Source organism: Fodinicola feengrottensis (assembly GCF_039530045.1).
In the GTDB taxonomy this organism is placed as follows: domain Bacteria; phylum Actinomycetota; class Actinomycetes; order Mycobacteriales; family HKI-0501; genus Fodinicola; species Fodinicola feengrottensis.
Window position 1 is genome coordinate 249,445 of the sequence record NZ_BAAANY010000003.1, and the last position, 22,164, is coordinate 271,608.

General features: G+C 65.3%; 19 protein-coding genes. 5 read left to right on the top strand and 14 right to left on the bottom strand.

Annotation, left to right across the window (positions count from 1 at the left end; translation table 11 throughout):
- Window positions 1–19: 19 nt before the first annotated feature.
- The 10 genes from ABD301_RS05515 to ABD301_RS05560 all read right to left on the bottom strand — a co-directional run bounded on the left by ABD301_RS05515 (window position 20) and on the right by ABD301_RS05560 (window position 9,823).
- On the bottom strand, window positions 20–541 hold the full coding sequence (locus ABD301_RS05515) for a hypothetical protein (RefSeq protein WP_163572170.1): 522 nt from the start codon (window positions 539–541) through the stop codon (window positions 20–22).
- A gap of 201 nt (window positions 542–742) precedes the next feature.
- Entirely contained in the window at window positions 743–982 is a 240-nt protein-coding gene (locus tag ABD301_RS05520; RefSeq protein WP_163572171.1) for a hypothetical protein, read from the bottom strand.
- A gap of 88 nt (window positions 983–1,070) precedes the next feature.
- Entirely contained in the window at window positions 1,071–2,306 is a 1,236-nt protein-coding gene (locus tag ABD301_RS05525; protein WP_344307737.1) for a vWA domain-containing protein, read from the bottom strand.
- Between the two features lie 90 nt (window positions 2,307–2,396).
- Window positions 2,397–6,191, bottom strand: a complete 3,795-nt coding sequence (gene metH, locus ABD301_RS05530) for a methionine synthase (RefSeq protein WP_425551890.1) — start codon at window positions 6,189–6,191, stop codon at window positions 2,397–2,399.
- Between the two features lie 210 nt (window positions 6,192–6,401).
- Entirely contained in the window at window positions 6,402–6,731 is a 330-nt protein-coding gene (locus ABD301_RS05535) for a hypothetical protein (protein ID WP_163572172.1), read from the bottom strand.
- A 46-nt stretch (window positions 6,732–6,777) separates the two neighbouring features.
- Window positions 6,778–7,107: a hypothetical protein gene (locus tag ABD301_RS05540; protein WP_163572173.1), complete on the bottom strand. Its 330-nt coding sequence runs from the start codon at window positions 7,105–7,107 to the stop codon at window positions 6,778–6,780.
- A gap of 99 nt (window positions 7,108–7,206) precedes the next feature.
- Window positions 7,207–7,593 (bottom strand): RidA family protein, encoded by a 387-nt coding sequence (locus ABD301_RS05545; protein WP_163572174.1) that lies wholly within the window; start codon window positions 7,591–7,593, stop codon window positions 7,207–7,209.
- Between the two features lie 101 nt (window positions 7,594–7,694).
- Window positions 7,695–8,549, bottom strand: a complete 855-nt coding sequence (locus tag ABD301_RS05550; protein WP_344307744.1) for a S1 family peptidase — start codon at window positions 8,547–8,549, stop codon at window positions 7,695–7,697.
- Between the two features lie 194 nt (window positions 8,550–8,743).
- On the bottom strand, window positions 8,744–9,001 hold the full coding sequence (locus ABD301_RS05555) for a hypothetical protein (protein ID WP_163572175.1): 258 nt from the start codon (window positions 8,999–9,001) through the stop codon (window positions 8,744–8,746).
- 195 nt (window positions 9,002–9,196) lie between these two features.
- Window positions 9,197–9,823 (bottom strand): TetR/AcrR family transcriptional regulator, encoded by a 627-nt coding sequence (locus tag ABD301_RS05560; protein ID WP_344307746.1) that lies wholly within the window; start codon window positions 9,821–9,823, stop codon window positions 9,197–9,199.
- Between the two features lie 166 nt (window positions 9,824–9,989).
- Here ABD301_RS05560 and ABD301_RS05565 point away from each other — a divergent pair, with 166 nt between their 5' ends.
- Window positions 9,990–10,895, top strand: coding sequence for an esterase/lipase family protein (locus ABD301_RS05565; RefSeq protein WP_344307748.1), 906 nt, complete (start codon window positions 9,990–9,992; stop codon window positions 10,893–10,895).
- 54 nt (window positions 10,896–10,949) lie between these two features.
- On the opposite strand, the gene ABD301_RS05570 is transcribed toward ABD301_RS05565, so the two are convergent.
- On the bottom strand, window positions 10,950–14,369 hold the full coding sequence (locus tag ABD301_RS05570; protein WP_344307750.1) for a S8 family serine peptidase: 3,420 nt from the start codon (window positions 14,367–14,369) through the stop codon (window positions 10,950–10,952).
- A gap of 245 nt (window positions 14,370–14,614) precedes the next feature.
- Entirely contained in the window at window positions 14,615–16,090 is a 1,476-nt protein-coding gene (locus ABD301_RS05575; protein WP_344307752.1) for an AfsR/SARP family transcriptional regulator, read from the bottom strand.
- Window positions 16,091–16,372: 282 nt separating this feature from the next.
- On the opposite strand from ABD301_RS05575, the gene ABD301_RS05580 reads away from it, so the two are divergent.
- On the top strand, window positions 16,373–17,971 hold the full coding sequence (locus ABD301_RS05580; RefSeq protein WP_344307754.1) for a DUF8189 domain-containing protein: 1,599 nt from the start codon (window positions 16,373–16,375) through the stop codon (window positions 17,969–17,971).
- Window positions 17,972–18,084: 113 nt separating this feature from the next.
- Window positions 18,085–18,915, top strand: a complete 831-nt coding sequence (locus ABD301_RS05585; RefSeq protein WP_344307756.1) for a L,D-transpeptidase family protein — start codon at window positions 18,085–18,087, stop codon at window positions 18,913–18,915.
- A gap of 6 nt (window positions 18,916–18,921) precedes the next feature.
- On the opposite strand, the gene ABD301_RS05590 is transcribed toward ABD301_RS05585, so the two are convergent.
- Window positions 18,922–19,539: a hypothetical protein gene (locus ABD301_RS05590; protein ID WP_344307758.1), complete on the bottom strand. Its 618-nt coding sequence runs from the start codon at window positions 19,537–19,539 to the stop codon at window positions 18,922–18,924.
- 140 nt (window positions 19,540–19,679) lie between these two features.
- Between ABD301_RS05590 and ABD301_RS05595 the strand changes: the two genes are divergently transcribed.
- Window positions 19,680–20,414, top strand: coding sequence for an SDR family oxidoreductase (locus ABD301_RS05595; protein WP_344307760.1), 735 nt, complete (start codon window positions 19,680–19,682; stop codon window positions 20,412–20,414).
- 22 nt (window positions 20,415–20,436) lie between these two features.
- Here the strand turns inward: ABD301_RS05595 and ABD301_RS05600 are convergent, their stop codons facing one another.
- Window positions 20,437–21,456: an MFS transporter gene (locus ABD301_RS05600; protein ID WP_344307762.1), complete on the bottom strand. Its 1,020-nt coding sequence runs from the start codon at window positions 21,454–21,456 to the stop codon at window positions 20,437–20,439.
- Window positions 21,457–21,590: 134 nt separating this feature from the next.
- On the opposite strand from ABD301_RS05600, the gene ABD301_RS05605 reads away from it, so the two are divergent.
- Window positions 21,591–22,164, top strand: a 574-nt coding sequence (locus ABD301_RS05605) for a DUF222 domain-containing protein (protein ID WP_344307764.1), incomplete at its 3' end; no start/stop codon positions are given.

The window sequence follows — 22,164 nt, forward strand, 5'->3', positions numbered from 1 at the left end:
TGGGCCATCTTGGGTGTTCTTACCTGCCGTTGGTGTTGGTGGCGAAGCGCACTCGGTAGCCGAGCGCGGTGTACTGGTAAATCACCACGTTGTGGTCGTTCTGGATGTCCAGCACGTTCGCCTCGCCGCCGGCCGAGGTGTTGGATGCCCACAGCGCCTGGTTCGCGCTGTTGTAGACGGCCAGATTCCCGTCGGACTGGAAGCTCGCCCGGCGGCCGTTGCTGCCGACCTGGGGAGCATTCCAAATGACGATGTCACCGGTCGACCTCGGCTTGACCACCAGCCACTGACCGGCATAAAGCGTCAGCCGGATTTCGGCATTGGCTGACTGGACGTAGCTGAAGTTGGTCCAGCTGATCTTTCCAGGGAAAAGACAGGCCCCGGGCGGCAATTCGGCCGTACTGCACTCATCCGCTGGTGACATCGGCTGCGTCACTGCGGCCGGCCTTGCGGCGACGTGAGTGGCGGCCGGAGATGCTGACGCGCCGGCCGGGTTAAGGAGAAGTGCAGCCGTCACCAGCAGGCCAGTGCAGGCGGTCACTAGGGAGCGAATGTGAGGGAGGTTCTTACTCTGGATCAATGCCGACTCCTTCTTCGAGGAAAGCTCGCCCTCCCTGTCTAGCGCTCGCACGTTGTACGGCATCGACACCCACGAACCGAACGACAAACCTCGTACAACCCCGCCGCCGCGAACTTGACGTTTTGGTAGTGAACATCGGTGTGCTGACAGCGAATCCGTTTGTCACCGAGGTGGGGGCTCGTCGGTGGCCGACATGGGGCGGCGGCCGCGGGGGCGAGGGGTCGGCCACAAGGGGGCGAGTGCCGCCAAGGCCGCCTCTGGGTCATCCGCGACCCAGCGCAGGCTGGCGCGAAGGAAGTCGTTCATCAGGCGGTCGCGGTCGCGCAACTCCTGCATGGCGGCCGCGTATTCAGCCTCGTCCGGGCGGAACTTCTGATGCCGATGAACCCGTCTGTCAGGCAACGCGCGCCCCTCACCCTCGGAAGTCTGTCTCGGACAAAGGTAAACGGCAGCACAAGCCCAACAAACCCGACGCGCGGTGAGGAGGACACTAGCGAATGATGCCTGCCGTACGAGCAGCTTGCAGCCAGGCCGGAAATTCGGCCAGCACCCGTTCGTAAAGCTCGCTGTCGGAGACCTTGTCCACATCGTCGAGGGCGAAGAAGCCGGCGTTGTCGACCAATCGGCCAGGCAGCTCGTCCAGTTTCTCCAACACGCCGTAGTCGGCCTCGCCGATCCCGACGAACTGCCAGAAAACCGGCTCGTGGGAAGCGCGGACCATCAGCTCCGCGATCTCGTCTTCCTCCACGAATCCGCCGTCGGTGAAGAAAAGTACGAGGGTCGGCAACGGTGACTGCTTCGCGCTGGCCAGCACCTCCGCGATGATCGGCAGCTCGTCATTCGTGTAACCGATCGCGTCGTAGTCGAGACCCTCATGCATGTCTTCCATGTGCAGGAAACGCTGCGGCCAGGTCTCCAACTCACCTACCCGCAAATCGGGCAGTTTCAGGAAGTTGTTGGCATAGAGATAGGCCTCCAGCGTGCCGTCCTCGTCCAACTGTACGGCCACCGGGACCATTCGTTCGACGACCCGGTGCACCACCTTATCCTCGTACGCGGAGCCCATCGACCCGGTCTTGTCCAGCACCAACACAACCCGCGCTCGCACGGCCGCTGCCTGCTTGGTCAGCAGGACCTTCGCCACCTCACGTTTGCGCAGGTCGAGCTTTTCCTTCTTTTTCAGGGAGAGCTTCTCCTCGCCAGGAGCGGTACGCGGTTCGCTGCCGGACTCCGCCACGTCGATCCCGTGCTCCCGCAACACCGCTGACAGTCCGGCGGCCCAGCCCTGGGACACGTTGCGGATTTTCCAGCCGCCGGCCCGGCGATAGACCTCCACGAGCAACGCGGCCCGCTCCGACGACAGGTCACCGGCCATCGCGCGTACGGGATCGCCCACGCCGGAGACGGTGACGCCTAGCGACGGGACGGTGGCCAACGAGCCGGGAACCGAGTCGTCCAACGAAACCGCGACGGCCAACATGTCCACCTCCGCGGGGACTTGGCCGAGGTTGATGTCGACCGTGCTGCCGTCGGTGAGCCGGACCGCGCCTTCAGGGGAGGCCGGCTGATTGAAGAACACCAAGTCGTTGTCCGTACGCACCCGCCGATTTTCGGTCAACTGCAAGACAAACAGATCGACCGTACCTTGGCTGGCACCGGCTACCCCGATCCGCAGGCTGGTGCCCGACACTGCCGTGTTAGCGCCTCGACCCAGTTCCACTGCCACCCTCTCGCCGCCGGTTTACTTGCAGCGTAAGGGTGGCGCTCTCGCCGTTCAGCCGAGGTCCACGGAGTTTGCCCTTTCGGGCGCCAAAAACTACTCGTCGTCGGTGCGGTAGCCAAGGTTGGGCGACAGCCATTTCTCGGCCGCGGCGACGGTCAGGCCCTTGCGGGCCGCGTAGTCGGTGACCTGGTCCCGGCCAATCTGGCCGACCACGAAATACTGCGACTGCGGGTGCGAGAAGTAGAGGCCACTGACCGAGGCGCCAGGCCACATGGCCATGCTCTCGGTCAACTCGATGCCAGTGTTGGTCTTGACGTCCAACAGCTCCCAGATCGTCTGCTTCTCGGTGTGCTCCGGGCAGGCCGGGTAGCCCGGAGCCGGCCGGATGCCGACGTATTTCTCCTTGATGAGCGACTCGTTGTCAAGCGACTCATCCGGCTGGTACGCCCAGAATTCGGTGCGTACGCGCTGATGCAGCCGTTCGGCGAAGGCCTCGGCCAGCCGGTCCGCCAGAGACTCCAGCAAAATCGCGCTGTAGTCGTCGAGCGCGGCCTTGAATTCCTTGATCTTGTCGGTGATGCCCAGTCCCGCGGTGACCGCGAAAGCGCCGACATAGTCGTGCAATCCAGTCTCCTTGGGCGCGACAAAGTCGGCGAGCGACCGATGCGGCACGCCCGGGCGGTGCTCGGACTGCTGGCGCACCTCACGCAGGGTCGTACGCACCTCGGCGCGGGTTTCGTCCGCGTAGACCTCAATATCGTCGTCGCCGACCATGCTCGCCGGGAACAGCCCGATCACGCCCGAGGCGCTGATCCACTTCTCTTCGATGAGCCGGTCAAGCATCTGCTGCCCGTCGTCCCACAGTTTGCGCGCCGCCTCACCGGACGCGGGATTGTTAAGGATGTCCGGGTATTTCCCCTTCATCTCCCACGCGTTGAAAAACGGCTGCCAGTCGATGTATTCGCGCAGTTCCGCGAGCGAGTAATCGTGGAAGGTCTTGACGAACTGGGTAGCCGAGCGGAGCGGTCGCTCGTCGTCGTGGTGTACGTCCGGCGCCTGCTGGGCCAGCATGCGCGGCCGCGGCGGGTGATAGCCAGTCCAGTCGATCGGCGTTCGATTTTCCCGCGCCTTGGCGATCGGGAGGATGACTTTGGCCTCGCTGCGGGCAGCGTATCGCTCACGCAGCGAGTCGTAGTCAGCCTGTACGTCCGCCAGCAGTCCCGGTCGCTGGTCGCCGGAAAGCAGCGCGGCGACGACCGGCACCGAGCGCGAAGCGTCTTTCACCCAGATGACTGGGCCGTGGTATTTCTTGTCGATCTTGACCGCGGTGTGCGCGCGGGAAGTGGTGGCGCCACCGATCAACAACGGGATGTCGAAGCCCTGGCGTTCCATTTCGGCGGCGAAGGTGACCATCTCGTCCAGCGACGGCGTGATCAGCCCGGACAGGCCGATGACATCGGCGTCGTTTTCCTTGGCCGCGTCGAGAATCTTCTGCGCCGGCACCATGACGCCCATATCGATCACGTCATAGTTGTTGCACTGCAGGACGACTCCGACGATGTTCTTGCCGATGTCGTGTACGTCCCCCTTCACGGTCGCCATAATGACCGTGCCGTTGCTGCGTCCGGCGTCCTCGGGCGACTTTCCGGCCTCGATGAAGGGAATAAGATACGCGACGGCCTTTTTCATCACTCGCGCCGATTTCACCACCTGCGGCAGGAACATCTTGCCGGCGCCGAAAAGGTCTCCGACGACATTCATGCCGGCCATCAGCGGGCCTTCGATGACCTCGATCGGCTGGCCGCCGCGGGCCTCGATGAGCGCGCGCAACTCCTCGGTGTCCGTCTCGGCGTAGTCGTCGACGCCCTTGACCAACGCGTGGGTGATGCGTTCGTCGACCGGCAGCTCTCGCCATGCCTCGTTGACGATCTCGGTTTTCTTGCCGTCGCCGGCGAACTCACCGGCGATTTCCAGCAGCCGCTCGGTGGCGTCCGGATGCCGGTTGAGGATGACGTCCTCAATGCGCTCGCGCAGCCGCGGATCCACCTGGTCGTACACGACAAGCGCGCCGGCGTTGACGATTCCCATGTCCATGCCAGCGGCGATGGCGTGGTAGAGGAAGACCGCGTGAATCGCTTCTCGGACGGCGTTGTTGCCACGGAAGGAAAACGAGACGTTCGAGACACCGCCGGAGATCAGCGCGCCGGGCAGGTTCTGCTTGATCCAGCGGGTCGCCTCGATGAAGTCGACGCCGTAGTTGGCATGTTCTTCAATGCCGGTCGCGACGGCGAAGATGTTCGGGTCGAAAATGATGTCCTCGGCCGGGAACCCGACCTCGTCCACCAGGATGTGGTACGCCCGCTCGCAAATCGCCTTGCGGCGCTCCAGGTTGTCCGCCTGGCCGTCCTCGTCGAAGGCCATCACAACCACGGCGGCGCCGTACTTTCGGCACAGCGACGCCTCCCGTCGGAACTTCTCCTCGCCTTCCTTCATCGAGATCGAGTTCACGATCGGTTTGCCCTGTACGCACCGCAAACCGGCTTCGATGACGGCGAATTTCGAGGAGTCGATCATCAGCGGCACTCGGCTGATGTCCGGCTCGCTGGCGATCAGCTTGACGAAGCGGTCCATCGCGGCGATGCCGTCGATCATGCCTTCGTCCATGTTGATGTCGATGACCTGCGCGCCGTTTTCGACCTGCTGGCGGGCCACCGACAGCGCGGTGTTGTAATCGCCGTCCCGGATCAGGTTGCGGAACTTCGCCGACCCGGTGATGTTCGTACGCTCGCCGACATTCACGAACAGCGTCTCGTCGACGATGGTGAGGGGCTCCAGGCCGGACAGCCGGCAGGCCGGCGCACGCTCGGACGGCACCCGTGGTGTCACGCCGACCACGCACGCCGCCATCGCCGCGATGTGCTCGGGCGTGGTGCCGCAGCAACCACCCAGCAGGTTCAGCAGCCCGCTCTCGGCGAACTCTCGTACGATCGCAGCGGTCTGGTCGGGCGCCTCGTCGTACTCACCGAACGCATTGGGCAGGCCGGCATTGGGATAGCAGGAGACGAAGCAGTCGGCGATCCGCGAGACCTCCGCCAGATACGGCCGCATCTCGGCCGCGCCGAGCGCGCAGTTGAGGCCGATGAGCAGCGGGTTAGCGTGCCGTACGGAGTTCCAGAACGCCTCGGTGACCTGGCCGGACAGCGTCCGGCCAGAGGCGTCGGTGATCGTCCCGGAAATCATCACCGGCCACCGCCGGCCGCGTTCCTCGAACAGCGTTTCCAGCGCGAAGATCGCCGCTTTCGCGTTGAGGGTGTCGAAAATCGTCTCGATCAGCAGCAGGTCGGCGCCACCGTCGACCAGCCCGTTCGCCTGTTCCAAATACGCGTCGACCAGCTCTTCGTACGTGATGTTCCGGGCGCCGGGATCGTTGACGTCCGGCGAAATCGACCCGGTCCGGTTGGTCGGCCCCATCGCGCCGGCGACGAACCGCGGCTGGTCGGGAGTCGCCTGGGTGACCGCGTCGCACGCCAGCCGGGCCAGCCGCGCCGACTCGAAATTCAGCTCGTACGCGAGCTCCTCCATGCCGTAATCGGCCAGCGAGATCTTCTGCGCGTTGAACGTGTTGGTCTCGACGAGGTCGGCGCCGGCGTCCAGATACGCCCGGTGGATCGCGCCGATCACCGCCGGCTGGGTCAACGACAGCAGGTCGTTGTTGCCCTTCAGATCGCGGTGCCAGTCGGCGAACCGCTCGCCGCGATATTCCTGCTCACTGAAGGTGTGCCGCTGGATCATCGTGCCCATCGCCCCGTCGAGCACCAGGATCCGCGAGCTCAACAGGGCCGTCAGGGCTTGGGTGGCGTCGGACCGGACCAGCGACGTTGCAGGCACAGGCATGTCCCCCGGGTGTTGTCAGCAGGGCTGGGTCAGCCTCGGCGTCCGGCTCACCAGCGCCGCCTCTCACCAGATGCACGAATGGTTTGTTAGCAGTATCCCATCCAGGCACGGTCAAGGCGCCATGCGTGCGGCGGACGTCACGAACAACACCCAACCCTGCCTTTCGGTAGTCACTCGACTACAGAAAGGCAGGGGGGGGTGTGGCTAACAGACTTCGATCCGCCAGTTCCCGTCGGCGTAGAAGTCCGTGTACGAGCCGTACGTCCCGCCGGAGACCGGCCGGCAGCCCGGCGAGGCATAGCGGCCGACGGCCGGGATGAACACCCGGAAGTTCCAGGTCAGGTGACACTGATTACGGAGCGTGTAGATCATGTTCATGTCAACACCGGATTCCAGTCCGACCCGGACTCCGCAGAAGCCCGGATCGGCGGCGGCCGGCTGGGCCGGTTGGAGGGCGATAGCGGCGAGGGTTGCGACGGTGCCGGCGATGGCCAGGCGCGCGATTCGCCGCGGCCGGACAGGATGGGCGCTCATGTGGGACTCGTTTCTCCAAACGCTCGCGGTCAACTCGGTTCCGGACTCAGCAGACAACGAGATTCCAGTCGTCCGCCCAGATGGCGCTGTAGGTGTGCAGCGCGTACGGGCCGATATAGGCGCACGGAATCTCACTGCCGTGCACGAACACGACCTTGAAACTCCAGCCGATCGAGCACTTGTTTTTCGCCAGGTACGTGAAAATGCCGTTGGCGCCGGTCGGGTTGGAATTGGGATCCGGATAGGGCCCTTGCACGCGTACGCCGCAAAAACCTGGATCCGCCGCGGCCGGCTGCACTGGCAGCGTTGCGATGATCGCCGCCGCCGCGAGCAGCGCACACGCCAGCGACGTGCCTTTCCTGAATGTTGACCTCATCGTGTCTCCGCCTGTTTGTCGAGAGAAAACGCGGACGGCGACACTGTAGGCATGGCTGCCTTTCATTTCCCTTTCACTGGCCAGCCCGGGAGCAGGGGCTTACACGACCGCGGTGACCTCGACTTCCAGCAGCGCGCCGGGCCGGAACAGCCGGCTGACCTCCACCGTCGTACTGGCCGGCGGATCCGTGGGGAAAAGCCGTCGTCTTACGACCCCGTAGCCGGGCAGGTCATTGAGGTTGGTCATGAACGTACGAATATGTGCCACCGAGCCGAAATCGGCGCCGTGTGCGGCCAGGATCCCGCCGATCAGCTCGAAAATTCGCTCGGCCTGGGCGGTGATGTCGCCGGGGGCGACCACTTCGCCCGCGTCGTCGACGGCAATCTGCCCGGATAGTACGAGCAGAGTGCCGTCGACGCGGGCGACGTGCGCGAAAGGACCGACCGGTGCCGGTACGGTCGCCGGATTGTCCAATATCAGCTTCAAAGTCTCTCCTTGATCGGTACCTGAAGGAGAAACTAGCCACCCAGACACCCATGCGTCCAACGACGATTTCGCATCGCTGCCATGCCGTTACAGCATGACTACTACCTGGCCAGAGTGCACCCGGGCTGGTTCAGATCGATCTCGCTGCCGGCCTTCAGACAGGCCGGGATGCCGTACGTTTCCTCGGCGTAGCCGATGCCCTGATGGATCGTCACCCCGCCGGCCGCGTCCACCTCACACGGGTTGTCGAGCGTGCACTGCTCACCGTCTTCGTTGGTGGTGTTGTTGACGCCAACGACCTTGCCCGTTGTCGTCTCCACGACCGGGGAACCTGACGTGCCGCCAATGACGTGACAGGGCGAGGTGTAGCGGATCGAGTCCTTCCAGACCCAGTCGCTCTCATGCAGCTCGTACGCGAATCCGTCGATATTGCAGGAATACATCGCCCGCCAATAGCCGGACACCACATCGATGTGCACGCCGGCGCTGGGATGGCTGGCCGACAGCTCCAGCGGCGCGATCCCGTAGGTCTGCTGGATTTGCGCGTACGTCGTGGTCAGCTGGTAGATGGTCACGTCCGTGCCGGTCATCGTCGCGTAGATGACCTTCTTCGCCCGCAGCGTGCCGAGCCGGGACTGCCCGTTCTTGGAAAGCAGCGAGAAGGTCCGACTGGACGCCTGATTGGTGATCACCTGGCCGGGCCGCGGAAATCCGGACTCGATGCAGTGACCGTTGGTGAGCACCAGCGCCGGGTCGGTGAGTGCCGCGGTCGGCGTCTTCACCACCGAGCCCGAGCAGTTGGAGAGCGCCACGATGCCGTGGAAGTCGGTGGCAAGCACCGCCGGCGCGGGTGCCGCGCTGGCAGCTAGCCCAGTGCCCGGTGCGGCGGTCATCAGCACGACCGCGAAACCGCAGGTCATCGCTGCGAGACCCCATCTGCGCAAGGTCTTTCTCATGAGCACAACCTCCGGTCAGGCGTGGTGCGGGACGGGTGTCCTCATTCCGACAGGCCGAAGGCGCTGGAACAATAGGTAGCACTACCTGTTAAAAGCCGAACACACAGAGGCATCCTGCCCTGATGACGACAGCGGGTTGGCCGTTTCGCGGAGCCGGGATCCACGCAGTGTGTTGGGATCCCGGCTTCTACGATCTAGATGACGTCGGCATACAGATCCCAAACCGTGCCGAGAGGCCGGTCGTCCTCCACGCAGTAATACGTTCGCCATCGGCCGATGGCCTCACCACCGCTGCCGTAACGGTCGCAGGCATCCGGGCTGCCGAAACCGCCCACAACTTCCCAAAGCTGGGGTGCCGCCGGCGCGGCGGCGACTGTTGCCGATGGCAGCGCCAACCCAGCGGCCACCGAAGGGATGGCGATCGCGAGCGCTAGAGCTGTTCTGAGTTTCATGGGAAATCCTCGACTTTCGGTGCGATAGTGCCGAGAATGCGCGGACTGACCGCCGCCGGATGGTCCATCGTTTTAGTCAAGGAAAACGATTCCAACAAGTAGCACTTGTCATCATTCGGCCATGACGAATGTCAAGTCCACTGGCAGCGGCCAGCTTCCGACAGATGGCCACTCAAGGCCGCTCGACAGAGCGCGCTAGCGGGTGAGCGCGTCGGCGAGCCGGGACAGCTCGGCGACCACGTCGTCCAGTGGGGCGCGGTCGTCGGTGGCGCACCAGTCCTGCAGCAGGCCGTTGGCCGCGCCGACAAAAGCGCCGGCGGCGAGCCGGTAGTCGCGGTCCGCGATCTCGCCGCGCTCGATCGCGGCTTGCAGGACCCCACCGATCAGCGTCACCCAGCGACGCCGCCACGCCATCCGATGCGCCTCGATCGCCGGGTTCACTCCGACGATTTCCAGGTACGCGACGCGCGCGCTGCGCAGGTCGGAAGCGGTGCTTCGCGCGTACGTACGCAAAGCGGCCTCGACCCGCGCCGTCAAGGTGGCATTTCCCAGTGCTGCCACCGCTTTTGCGACCGCTTCGATCGCCTCGGTGTTGATCGTGTCGTACACCGTGATCAGCAGCGCTTCACGGCTGCCGAACTCCTCGTAATACTGCCGGGTCGACAGGTTCGCGACCTTGCAGATGCGCCCGACCGGCGCCATCGCGTAGCCGACCGTGCCAAACATCTGCAGCCCGGCGTCGACCAGCCGGCTCCGCCGGTCCGCGCGGCGCTCGGCGGCCGACCGTCCGGCGTATTGGCGCTGCGGCCCGGGCTGAGTCATGCGATCAACCTTAGAGGGCGCCGCCGGACCAGGGCGGCCGATAGTGCACGTGATCAGCAACGAAGCAGGGTCTTGTGGTCTGGGCCACATCAGGTCTACTCTCCGGTAACCACATTTCTGAAACGGCACCACTTCAGATTCACCCCCATCCCGCCTGGAGGCTGTCGTGCCCGCTCGAACCCACCGTTTTCTCGCGACCGTGGCAATACTCGCGGCCGTACTAACGGCGTTTTTCGCCGCCGCCACCCCAGCGAACGCCGCTCCGCACTACCTGGTGCTCGCGAACCTCGGGCAGGGCATCGCCGCCTCGACACCGAACCCGGCCGGGTCGCCGGCCGGCGTGAACGTGTCGTCGTGCCAGCCCAGCGCGGCCCACCCCCGGCCGGTCGTGCTGATTACGGGCACCTTCGGCAACATGATCGACGACTGGTCCGGCCTCGGCCCGACGCTCGCGAACCGCGGCTACTGCGTCTACAGCACGGTGATTGGCGGCAGCCCGTCCTCGCTCATCCAGACCATTGGCGCGGTCGCCACCTCAGCGGCTCAGATCGGCACCTTCGTGAACCAGGTGCGATCGCGTACGGGCGCGGCTCAGGTCGATCTCGTCGGGCATTCCCAGGGTGGCCTGATCGGCGAGTACTACCTCAAGAATCTCAACGGTGCCAGCAAAGTGCACAGCTTCGTTGGCCTCTCCCCGACCACCCACGGCACCACTCTGGACGGGCTTGCCCTGCTGGGTAAGGCTTTCGGCATCACCGACGTGATCGGCGCGGCCTGCCCGGCCTGCGGCGACCAGGTGCCGGGCTCCGCCGTGGTGACCGCGTTGAACGCCGGTCCGGTCGCTCAGCCGGGGGTCAGCTACACGATTATCGAGACCAGGAACGAATTCGTGGTCACCCCGGCTGGTACGGCCGCCTTCATCGCCGAGCCTGGCGTGACGAACACGTGGGTGCAGAACTCGTGCCCGTTCGACGCCGTCGACCACGCCAGTCTCTCGTACGACAAAGGCGTTTACGACCTCGTCGACAACGCATTGGATCCCGCGCATCCGCAACCGGTTCACTGCTTCTAAACGATATTAAGGACAGCACGCGAGGGGCCATATCCCTCGCGTGCTGTCAGTTGGCTAGCTAATCGTATAGCTGTACGGGATCGCCGCCAGCTCGTCTCCGGCCGGTTCGGTGCTACCCGAGTCGTTGTATTCGAATCCGGATTCGGTCGAAGTGCTGCCCACGACCAGCGAATCCACATACACCGTGCCGGAAACGGTGGTGCCCGAAGGCCCGGTGGGAGTGATGTTCGCGGTCAGCGTCACCGTCTGTCCAGGTAGGACGGTGACCAGGTGCATCGAGGTCGCGGGAGTGACCGAGGTCTGCCAGAAATCGGTCGCGTCCGGAACGACGTTCGCGTCAAAGGGCGCGGCCCGTACGGTCGCGGACAGGTTCGCCGTCGTGGTGGTCGGTGCCGCGAACGGTCCGATCTGTACGACGTTGGCCGCCCACACGCCGTTCGGCAGCGGACTCCCGGTGATCGAGCCGGTCGCGGTGGTTCCGTTGGTGGTCGACAAAGTCACCGGATCACCGGATTCCGGGCCGTAGTTGAGGCCGATCGGCGCCGACGCGGTCGCTGTCACGGTGAACTGCGAGCTCTCGGTCGGCACCAACCACGCCGGCGAGCTTTCCGAGGAATTCAACGGAGACTGGAAATTGGTCTGCGGCTCGACCGGCGCCAGCGTCAGCGTGCTGGTCGTGTTCAGCCGTGGATCAAGGAAGAAGTTCATTGGCTGGGTCCCAGTGTTGGTCACCGGAACGGTGATCCCCACCGGGTTTTTCGCGGCCAGCGGCCGTTTCGTTGCCGTACGAACCGCGGACCCGTCGACCTTCACGGTGTTGAAGGTGACCGAGCCGGTGAATGGCTGCGACACCTCGTCGCCGACAACGTTGCCCGGGAATCGGATGACCAAGGTCCATCGACCGGCCTGCGGCGCTCGTGCGTACGCGTCGGTGCCCAGTTGCGGACTGAACGTGCCGACCCGAGTGGTCGGGTTGTACGCCGTGGTCAGCTGGTTGCTGCCACTTCCCACCGCGTAACCGGACGGGGCCACCAGCTGGGTTTCCACGGTGTCGCCCGGATCGTTGGTCAGCTTCACGCTGGCCTTCAGGTTCGACACACCGGCGGGCACGTCGAACTGGTAGTAGTTCGCCTGGCCGTCGTCGCTGTTGAAGTTGTTTCCGCCGGTCAGGGTGCCGGTGAAAGCGCCGCCGCTGGTCGGTTGGACGAGGCCGCGCATGATTATCGGCAGCGAGCTGTGCTGCCCTCCACTGCCATTCACGACCAGCGCGCCGCTGGAGTCACCCGCACCGGCCGGCGTGGTTTCGGTGACCGTCGCGGCCCGGCTCGCGCCCGGAGCCAACGTCATAGTGGCTGGGCTGACCGCGCCGAAAGCCGCGGTGTTCGCGACATCCGCCTGGAATTTCACCGGTCCGACGGTGCCACCGGAGGTGGACACCGCACTGAACATGACCGCCGTCCAGATGCCCGCGGCCGGTAGCACCACATCGGCGCTGCCGTAGTTGCCATCCGGCCCAATGGCCTGCGGAATCGAGTTCGCGGCCAGTTTGCCTGTCGGATCAATCAAATCCAGTCGTACGCGCCCGTTGCCGCCAGCATTGGCCGCGGACTGAAAGGCGATCGAGCCCTTCAGTCTTTGTACGCCGGCGGGCACTGTGAAGGTGAATTTACCAAAATTGTCGTTGGTGCCATTCCAGTCGGTGAAATGATCGCTGGCCGAGTCGCTCAACGTCACCGTGCCGGTGCCCACGGTCCGTGGTGTCCCGAACGTACGACCGCTGAGGTTGACCGTCTGAGTGCTGGCGCCGGTATTCGTGACGTGCACGGTGAAATTCTGCTTACCACCCGGTGCACCCACCGAGTTCAGCTGGCTCTGGTCCACCAGCACCGAGGAACCGGTGTTGCCCTGCGCGGCCTGCACCGCGCGGTACGCGTCGACCTGCCCGGCACCCTGCTCGTTCGAGGGCGCAGTGAGGTCCTGCGCGGTGCTCGTCACGATCTGCTTGATCTGTGCTGGCGTCGGGCTCGCCCCGCCGTGACCCTTGCGGTACGCCTGAATGACCAACGCGGCCGTACCCGAGACGAAAGGCGCCGCCGCGCTGGTGCCGCCGCTACGGACCACACTGGAGGCTTTGCCAGTGAAGTCAGCGCAGTCCAGGTAGATCGCCAGATTTGGCGTACACACCGCGAAGGAGCCGTCCCCAGGTGCCAGCAGGTCGAGAGTACGACCAGACTGGGTGAAGCCGGCCGAAGTGATCGCCGAGACGTTGTTGTTCAGCCAGCCGGTGGAAAACTGCCGCGCGCCGGTGTAGTTGGTCTGTTCCTGCCAGCGAAAGTCGGTGCTGGCGCCCACCGAAATGATGTTCGGGTCGGTGGAGGGCACGTCGATGGTGCTGTTGGTGCCCGCGTCGCCGGTCGCGCCGACAATGGTGACACCTTCGCGTACGGCAGCGTCGTTGGCCTGTTCCACCGCGTTGAGCGCGGCCACGTCCGGAACCGGCTGGAACACCACCGATTCGTTCAGTACGTCGACGTGGTCGGTGGTGACCGCGTAGTCGATTGCCTGGATGTAGTTGGCCTCGCTGAACTCGGCATTCGTACCGAGAACTTTGTAGCCGAAGAGCGAAACACCAGGAGAGACGCCCTCGACCCGGATATCACACGTGCTGGGCAGCGGATCGGCGCTGAAGTTCTGTACGTCGTAGACCTGCCGGCCCTGCGCGGCAATCGCGCTGGCATCCAGGAACGACTCGCTGTCGACGTTTGGCGCGGCCGCGCCCTCGCCGGAAAAGTCCTGGAAATTGGCGAAGACCTTGCTGCCGTCGGCCCGGATGAAGTCCGGGTTGTTCACGTCGATGCCCTCGGCGATGAACCCGACCTTGACCCCGGCGCCGGTGAATCCCAGTGACCGTGCGGTTTTCGCGGCCGGATCGGCGGAATCGGTGTTGGTAGTGGAAAGGCCCTCCGGCTCCAGCTGGGTCTGCCCTGCTGGCGCGCAGGTCCCGGCCGGCACCGTGCCGCTGGCGCTGCCAGCTTTGCGGCTTGGCGTTTTGGCCGGCTGAGCCACTTTCAGCAGCCGGTCCGGCAGCACCTGGGCGACATTCGGGTTCGCCGCCAACCGGGTCGCCTCGGCCGCCGAAACGGTCGCCGCGACCGCGTTGATCAACTGGTAGCGGCGCAGGTTCTTGGCATGCACCTGGGTCAGCTCACTGACCAGTGGCGCCTGGTTGCCAGCGATCGCCTGGGCCCGGCTGAGCGCGGCCGCGCTGCCTCTGGCGGCTGCGCCCGGCTGATTGCGAAGAAGCACGATCACGGAGGTGCTGGCGTTGCCAGGGGCGATCGTCAGCGCGCTGACCTCCGCCGCGGTCAGTGGCTGGGCGCCGGCCGCGGTGGCCGGCCCGCTCAGCGCGGTGGCCGCGGTCAATGCGGCGAAGGCCGCGATCGCGGTCATCGCGGTGGTTCTCTTGCGTGACATGAGGTCCCTCGGGGTTGAACGGCAGGAAAACGCCCGCTTCCCCGGCTCCGCCCGCCGCCCCGCGACGAGCCCCTCCGGTGCAGCGGAAGAGGACAAGTCAAGGTAGGCGCGCGTCTTGTTACGCCGCTGTCACCACGTTGTCATCGCCTTGCCAGGCGTGATCTCACCGTCCGTGGGATATCCAGCACGTCGACCGCAGCACTGTATCCCGCACTCGACGTCGAGTGCGGGATGAAGTACGACACTCAGCGACCACTCCGGGCGAGGTTGCCCTCCGACCGCGCGGCGAGGCGCCCGCCGACGATCCGCAACGCCAGCGGCAGCCCGCCGCAAGCGCTGATCAGCGCCTGGCTCGCGTCCAGGTCGGCGGCCAGCCGGCCAGCATCCACCCAGCACGACAGCAGCTCGTTGGACTCCACGGTCGTCAGCGGCGGCACCGCGCAGTCCTGCGCGCCCTCCAGCCCAGTCAGCCGGCGCCGGCTGGTCACGATCACCGCGTTTCCGGCCGTACCCGGCAGCAACGGCCGAACCTGCTCCGCGCTGGCCGCGTCGTCCAGCAGGATCAGCACCCGCCGGTCCGCGAGCAGTGCGCGCAACGTGGCCGACCGGCCGGACACCGACGTGGGCAGCTCGTTGGCCGGCTGGCCGGCGGTGGCCAGCAACTCGGCGAGCAGGTCTTCGGGCGTACCCGGATGCCCGCTGGCGCCGTCCAGCCGGACGTGCCACTGGCCATCTGGGAACGCCGTTCGCATCCGGTGCCCGACCCGGGTCGCGAGAGCGCTTTTGCCCACTCCGGGCAGCCCGGCGATCACCAACACCGGCGGCCCCGCGGACGCCGACAGGAGCTGTCGCTGGAGCTGCTCGACGAGGTCGCCGCGGCCGACGAAATCGTTGATATCAGCCGGAAGTTGACAGCGCACCCGCCATGGCACCTGCTGCCCGCCCACGCCGGGATGCCGGCCACGGTCGCGGAGCGGATGAAGGACGGCGAGCGAGTCGCGCAGTTCGCGCAGCGCCGCGTTGGGCGCGACCCCCAGCTCGGTCCGCAACGCTTTGGCCATCTCGTCGTAAACACCGAGGGCGTCGGCCGTACGACCGCACCGGTGTAGCGCGACAATCAGCCGCTCCCACAGAGATTCACGCAGCGGGTAGCGGCGGGTCACCTCGCGCAACTCACCCACCACCTCGCCGTGCCGGCCCAGCTGCAGATCCAGGTCGGCCCGTCGCTCCACCGCCCGCATCCAGGCCAGCAGCAGGCTCGGCGCCACCTCGTCGCGCAGCCGCTCGGACTCGATGTCGGCCAGCGCCGGCCCGCGCCACAGCGCGAGTGCCTCACGCAGCAGTGCCAACTCCTGCGTCGGGTCGCGGTCGCCAGCCACCCGGTCGACCGCCTTCAACAGGTCGGTGAACCGCAGAACATCCACGCAGTCGCTGGAAACATCCAGCTGGTAGCCGTCCGCGGTGGTGATCAGCCGGCTCGCGCCAATCACCTGGCGAAGCCGTCGGACGTACGTATGCAGGGCCGCCCGGGACCGGCCGGACGCCTCTTCACCCCACGTCCATTCGGCGAGCGCGTGGCTGGACACCGGCCGTCCCGCCGAAAGGGCGAGCGCGGCTGTCAGGCAACGCTGCCGGCCGGCCGCCACGTGCACCGGCCGGCCGTCGACGGTCAGCTCGAACTGCCCGAGCAACCGCACCGAAATCACTGGTTCGCGCTGCATCGCCGGCGCCGCCCAATGGGTCGTTTTGACAAGTTTTTCCCGCAGGTCAACAGGTAGTTAGGCCTACGACAGTTGCTTACCAGCCGAACCGGGATGGTCAAAGCCCCTGGGCCGCCCACCCGGCAATCCGCACGACATTGGCCGCCGCCGCTGACAGTCGATGAAAGGTCAGTGACAGCGAGTCGGTCTTCACTGCTTTTGGCGCTGTCATGAGAAGACAGAGGAGTGCCCGGTATGCATGGAATTAACGCGCAATCTCCCCATCACCGGCTATGGGGTCGAATGACCGCCTTAGCCGTTCTCTCGGTGCTGATGACCGGTTTACTGGTGTCGGCCACGGCCAGTCCAGCCGCCGCCACCACCTCCACCGGCATCGCCAGCCTGGCCAACGCGAACGTCGGCGGCATGGCCTGCGCGGCGAACAGCCTGGGCGGGCACAGCTTCTACACCAGTTGCACAGGAAACGGCGGCCAGCCCGAATACTGGTGCGCCGACTTCGCCAAATGGGTGTGGGCCAACTCCGGCGTCGCCGACCTGTCCGGCCTGAACCCGTTGGCGCGCAGCTTCTACACGTACGGTACGAGCCGTGGCATCGTCACCAGCACGCCGGCGGTCGGCGACGCGGTGGTGTTCTCCAACGTCAAAGGCGACACGTCGGCGGACAGCAACGGCATCCACCACGTCGCGATCGTGACCGCCGTCAGCGGCGGCACGATCGAGACCGTCAGCGGCGACTGGGGCGGACAGAGCGGCACCGAAGCGCATTTCGCCAGCACTTCTCACGTCATCCACAACACGCCGGCGTACGGCTCGGCGGTCGGCACGTACAGCAGCGTCATGGACATGTGGATCGAGGGCTACATTCCGCCGCCCGGAGTTGTCACCGTCTCACCGGGCGAGGGCTCGCAGGCGATGGTGATCGCCAATGGCCAGCAGCATTTCTTTGCCGATGACGCGTCTGGTTCGGCTGGGCACTGGTTCTGGAATCCCGTCAACAACGCAATCACGCACGACATTTGGATGACCAGCATTGTTGGTGAACCCACTTCCGACGCGGCGGACAACGGTCAGCAGCATTTGTGGGCCCGCGGCTCCGACGGAAGTTTGCAGCACGCGTACTGGGATTCCGCCACGCCGTCCGTCATCAACCACAATGTCTGGGCACCAGCGGGATCTATTACCGGCGACCCGGCGAGCATCATCATCGGCGACCAACAACACACCTTCGCCACCGACTCCTCCGGAAGCCTGCAGCACTGGTTCTTCGACGAATCACAAAACACCATCACCCACGACACCTGGGCAACCAACGCGGGCTTGGTTGGCCGCCCAACGATTCTCGTCGACGACACCGGCATACAACACGTCTTCGCCCGCGGTACGGACGGCAGCCTGCAGCACTTCTGGTGGACACCCTCGGACAACACCATCCGCCACGAGTCATGGGCGCCCGCCGGATCCATCGCCAGCGATCCGACTTCGGTGTTTATCGGCCGCCAGCAACACATATTCGCCATCGACTCCGCTGGAAGTCTCCAGCACTGGTTCTTCGACGAAGGCCCCAGCATCATGACCCACGACACCTGGGCCACCAGCGCCGCCATCACCGGCCGGCCCTCCATCATGGTCGACGACACTGGCGCACAACACGTCCTCGCCCGCGGCACCGACGGCAGCCTCCAACACTTCTGGTGGACCCCCGCAGACGACACCATCCGGCACGACAGCTGGGCCGCCGCCGGCTCCATCACCACCGACCCCACGGCATCCTTCATCGGCCGCCAACAACACGCCTGGGCCACCGACAAAAACCACGCCGTCCAACACTGGTTCTGGAACGAAACCACCAACGCCATGACCCACGACACCTGGTCCACGTAAGAACCAGTGGGAAATACTCAAGAATCACCAAAGCGAGAGCCAACCTTGCTTGACTTTGGTACGTCTTACTTCTGCGAGTCCGACAGTGGGGTCGGAGCGGAAGGAGCACGGACATGGCACGTCGTACGGTGATCGGCCTGGCAGTGGCAGCCACGGTCGCACTCACTCTCACCGGCGCGGGCGTCGCGTACGCCACCGGCGTCATCCCGTTCGGACCGGCCATTTCCGCCGAAACCCAGCAAAACAGCATCACACCGGAGGCCCCCGACACTCCCGCTACTCCGGAACTGCCGCCCAGTCCGGCTCCCCGACCCAGCCCGAGCAGCGCTCCCAGCACCAAGAGCCTGTCCTGCGCCGAGACCGGGCCGGCACAAGCCGCAGTCGAGCGTTATCTGGACAGCCACTCCGGCTACGGAGCCGTCAGCGTCGACGGCAAGCAGTCAGCGCGCGACTGCGCCGCGATCGCGAAGTTCCAGCAGCGGTTCCGGATCATGCCGGCGAAGGGCTACGCGGGCAAGGTCACCGGCACCATTGCGCGCCGGCTCGCGGCGGCCAACCTCGAAAAATGTGACACCCGCAGCTACAGGTTCACCGTCTGTGTCGACCTGACCTCGCAGACCATGTGGGTGCACAGCGCCGGAAAGGTGGTTTTCGGGCCGACTCCGATCCGCACCGGACGGGCCGGCCTCGCCACCCCACCCGGGCATTTCTCAGTCGCGGACAAGAAAAAGTCGACCATCTCGTCGTACTTCAAAGTCCGTCTGCCCTACTGGCAACGATTCCACGCAGACATGGGCTTCCACCAGACGACCACCTATCTGTACGAGGGTGACAGCCCGGGCTCGCACGGCTGCATCAACCTCCTGCGCGGCGACGCGAGCAAGCTCTACTCGATGACCGCAAGTGGGTCTCACGTCCACATTTTCGGGAAGAAACCCGCCTAACCCGAGTCATCGGGCGCTCGTCACACGCACCTGGCAGCGCTCGCCGGCGAGATCGGTGAGGATGGCGACGATGTCCATGGGCGTACGGGCGCCGATGTCGCCCGGCACGAGCAGACCGACACGAACGTCGTTCGCTTCTCGGTCCTCATCGGCCGTCCACACCGGGGACAGCGTCGCCCAAGAAGACGCCGGCCACACGCGCAGCGCGACAATTCCTTCGACGACAGCGACATCGACCGCCCTGATGTCCTCCCATCGCAGCGATTTCGGCTCTCCGCCAGCGAATCCGAGACGCCACGCTCGGACACCGGCCCGGTCCGCGACGAAGACCGGTCCGCGAACCAACAACCGACGCATGAGATAGGCAGCGATAGACACCGTGATCGCTGTCGTGATTCCCACCACCTGCAGCAAAGTGCCGATCGGTTCGCGCAGTGAGACCAGCACCGAGACGACCAATCCCAGCAGGACCACGATCGGGCCGACGAACAGGAAAGGTCGCAGGGCCCGGCGATTCGGCCTGAGCTCCAGCACCGGTTCGTACGCCATCACCGCGGCCGGCCATTCACCGTCATGCCGCGATGATCTCGCACCACCGCCAGCGGCCACCAGATTTTCGGCCACCGCCGAAAACCACCCGCACACTCTCGCAGCGCGCTAAGTGACTCCCTGCACCCCTTGACTCGGACAACATATGTCCGAGTAAGATCTCGGACACAAGGAATCCGAGTTTGCCGGGCGAAGCCCGGACGAGAGGGCAGGTCATGAAAATCGCGGTCATCGGCACCGGTCTCATCGGCTCCCAGGTCGTACGCGACCTCACCGCGGCCGGCCATGAGGTGGCCGGGCACTCCCGTTCCACCGGCCTGGACCTCCTCAGCGGGGAGGGGCTCGACGACGCCGTACGCAACGCCGAGGTTGCCGTCAACCTGACCAACTCGCCAACCTTCGACGACGCCTCTCTCGACTTCTTCCGTACGTCGGTGACCAACCTGCTGGTCGCCGCGCAGTCCGCGGGCGTCGGGCACCTCGTGACGCTGTCGATCGTCGGCGTTGACCAGGTGCCCGACCTCGCCTACTACCGAGCCAAGGCGCTGCAGGAGGACCTGGTCAAGGCCGGGCCGATCCCGTACTCGATCGTGCGTGCCACCCAGTTCATGGAGTTCGTCGAGCCGACGATGAGCTGGACCACTGACGGCGACGTCGTACGCCTACCCACCACCCCGATCCAGCCCATCAGCTCGGCCGAGGTCGCCGCCGCTGTCGCCGAAGTCGCCGCTGGCGCCGCACTGCAGGGCACCCGCAACATCGGTGGCCCTGACGTCTTTACGCTGGACGAGCTGGGCCGCATCGCCATCCAGGCGGCCGGCGACAACCGCCGCGTCGTCATCGACGAGACCGCCGGCCTCTTCGCCGCGGTCAAGGGCGACGTACTCACCGCGCCCGAAGATGCCCACCTGGCCACCACCCACTTCCGCGACTGGCTGCGCTCACACTGACCCGCCCGTACGCCTGACTGGCTCAGGAGTTAACAAGGCTCGGCGGTCGCACCTGCTCCGCGTTCAGCTCCCGCCAGCCTCGGAACACGAGCGGGCAAAGTGTCGCCGCGAGGTAGAGCGCGGCCCAGGCAAGGATCGCGCCGAACCATCCGACGCCGTCGACCAGGACACCCATCGCCAGCGCACCGACCGGAACGCACGCCAGCACACAGGCGTTCACCACAGCGAACACCCGGGCCCTCAGTTCCGGCAGTACTCGTACGTAGAGAACCGTGTCGATGATCGGGTTGAGCGTCCCAAACCCAACGCTCAGAACAAAGGTCGCGATGACCATGATCACCAGGCTCGGCCTCAAAAGACCGACAACGAGGCGTGGCGCTCCGGCGAGCAGAAAGCAGAGGGCGAAGGTCTGCCACCGCGGCAGCCACGGTCCCAGCCAGCTGAACAACAGCGACCCGGTGACCGCACCAGCGCCGAAAGCCGCCGCCAACGAACCGAGCGCCACGCTGCCGCCCAGCACGCTCCTCGCATAGACCGGAAGGCCTACCGCACTCCAGCCGGCATCGAGTGAATTCGTAGCGGCAATCATCAAAACCAGGGCTAGCACGAACCGATCCCCAGTTATGTAACGGAATCCAGCTCGCTGTTCGTCAACATGGCCGCGCAGGCTCCAGGCGGCTGGCCGTTCCGCTCGTACCCGGACAACCACGCCAACCAGCACGACTGAAACCGCGAAGGTGGCCGCATCGACGAAAAGAACTCGCGCGGATCCGATCAGTACGAGCAGAACGCCGGCCACCGAAACACCCATCAGCCGAGCGGCGCGCACCACCCCGTCGATGACACCGGTGGCCCTTTCCAACGGCATACTGGTGCCACTGACCAGGTCCGGCAGCATCACGTCCTGAGCGGTCATTCCCGGTGCCCGGCTCAACCCCATGGCCAACGCGAGAAAAGCGAGCAGGGGCAACGACAGCCAACCGACGACAAACAGCAGCGGAATCGCCGCGACTGCCGTCAGTGCGCACACATCCGACAGCACGCTCGCCCGTGGGCCTCGGTACCCGTTAGTTGAACGCGCGCGCTCTACGTTTTGTTGGGGGCATTGAGAAAATGAGCATGTCCTGATAGACGAAACGCGGTCAAACTGTCAGTGGTGACGGTAGAATTAGTGTCATGGCCGCAGGTGAGGAATTCAACGCTCCAGAGCTCTGGATGTGTCGCCCCCGGCAACTGGCCGACCTGCTGCGCGAAGCTGAACAGGACGTCCGGCGCCGGCAAGCGCGGGTGCTGGATATTGTCGCGGCTATTCACGAGAACAAGGTCGGGAAGGCTCTCGGGCACGAAACCACCATCGGCATGCTCCAAGACAACCTGCTGCTATCGCCCACCGAAGCCGGTCGACGTCTCAAACGAGCCCTGAACCTGTGCAACAGCGAAACCCTCACCGGTGAAACACTCGCACCCAAGCTTGGCATTGTCAGTGAATCCATGCGCCGAGGCGAGCTCGCGGACTCCCAAATCGACACCATCATCGGCATCGTCAACAAACTCCCCGCCCGCGTCAACATCAAAGAACGCGAAGACGCTGAGACTTCCCTGGTGGAACACGCGAAAAGCTACCCCGCCCGCCGGCTCGTCGAACTCGGCCAACGTATCCACGACCACCTCGACCCCGACGGTCCAGCGCCCACCGAACGCGAAAACGAGAAACCCAGGCGCGAACTAAACCTGCACACCGGGAGAGACG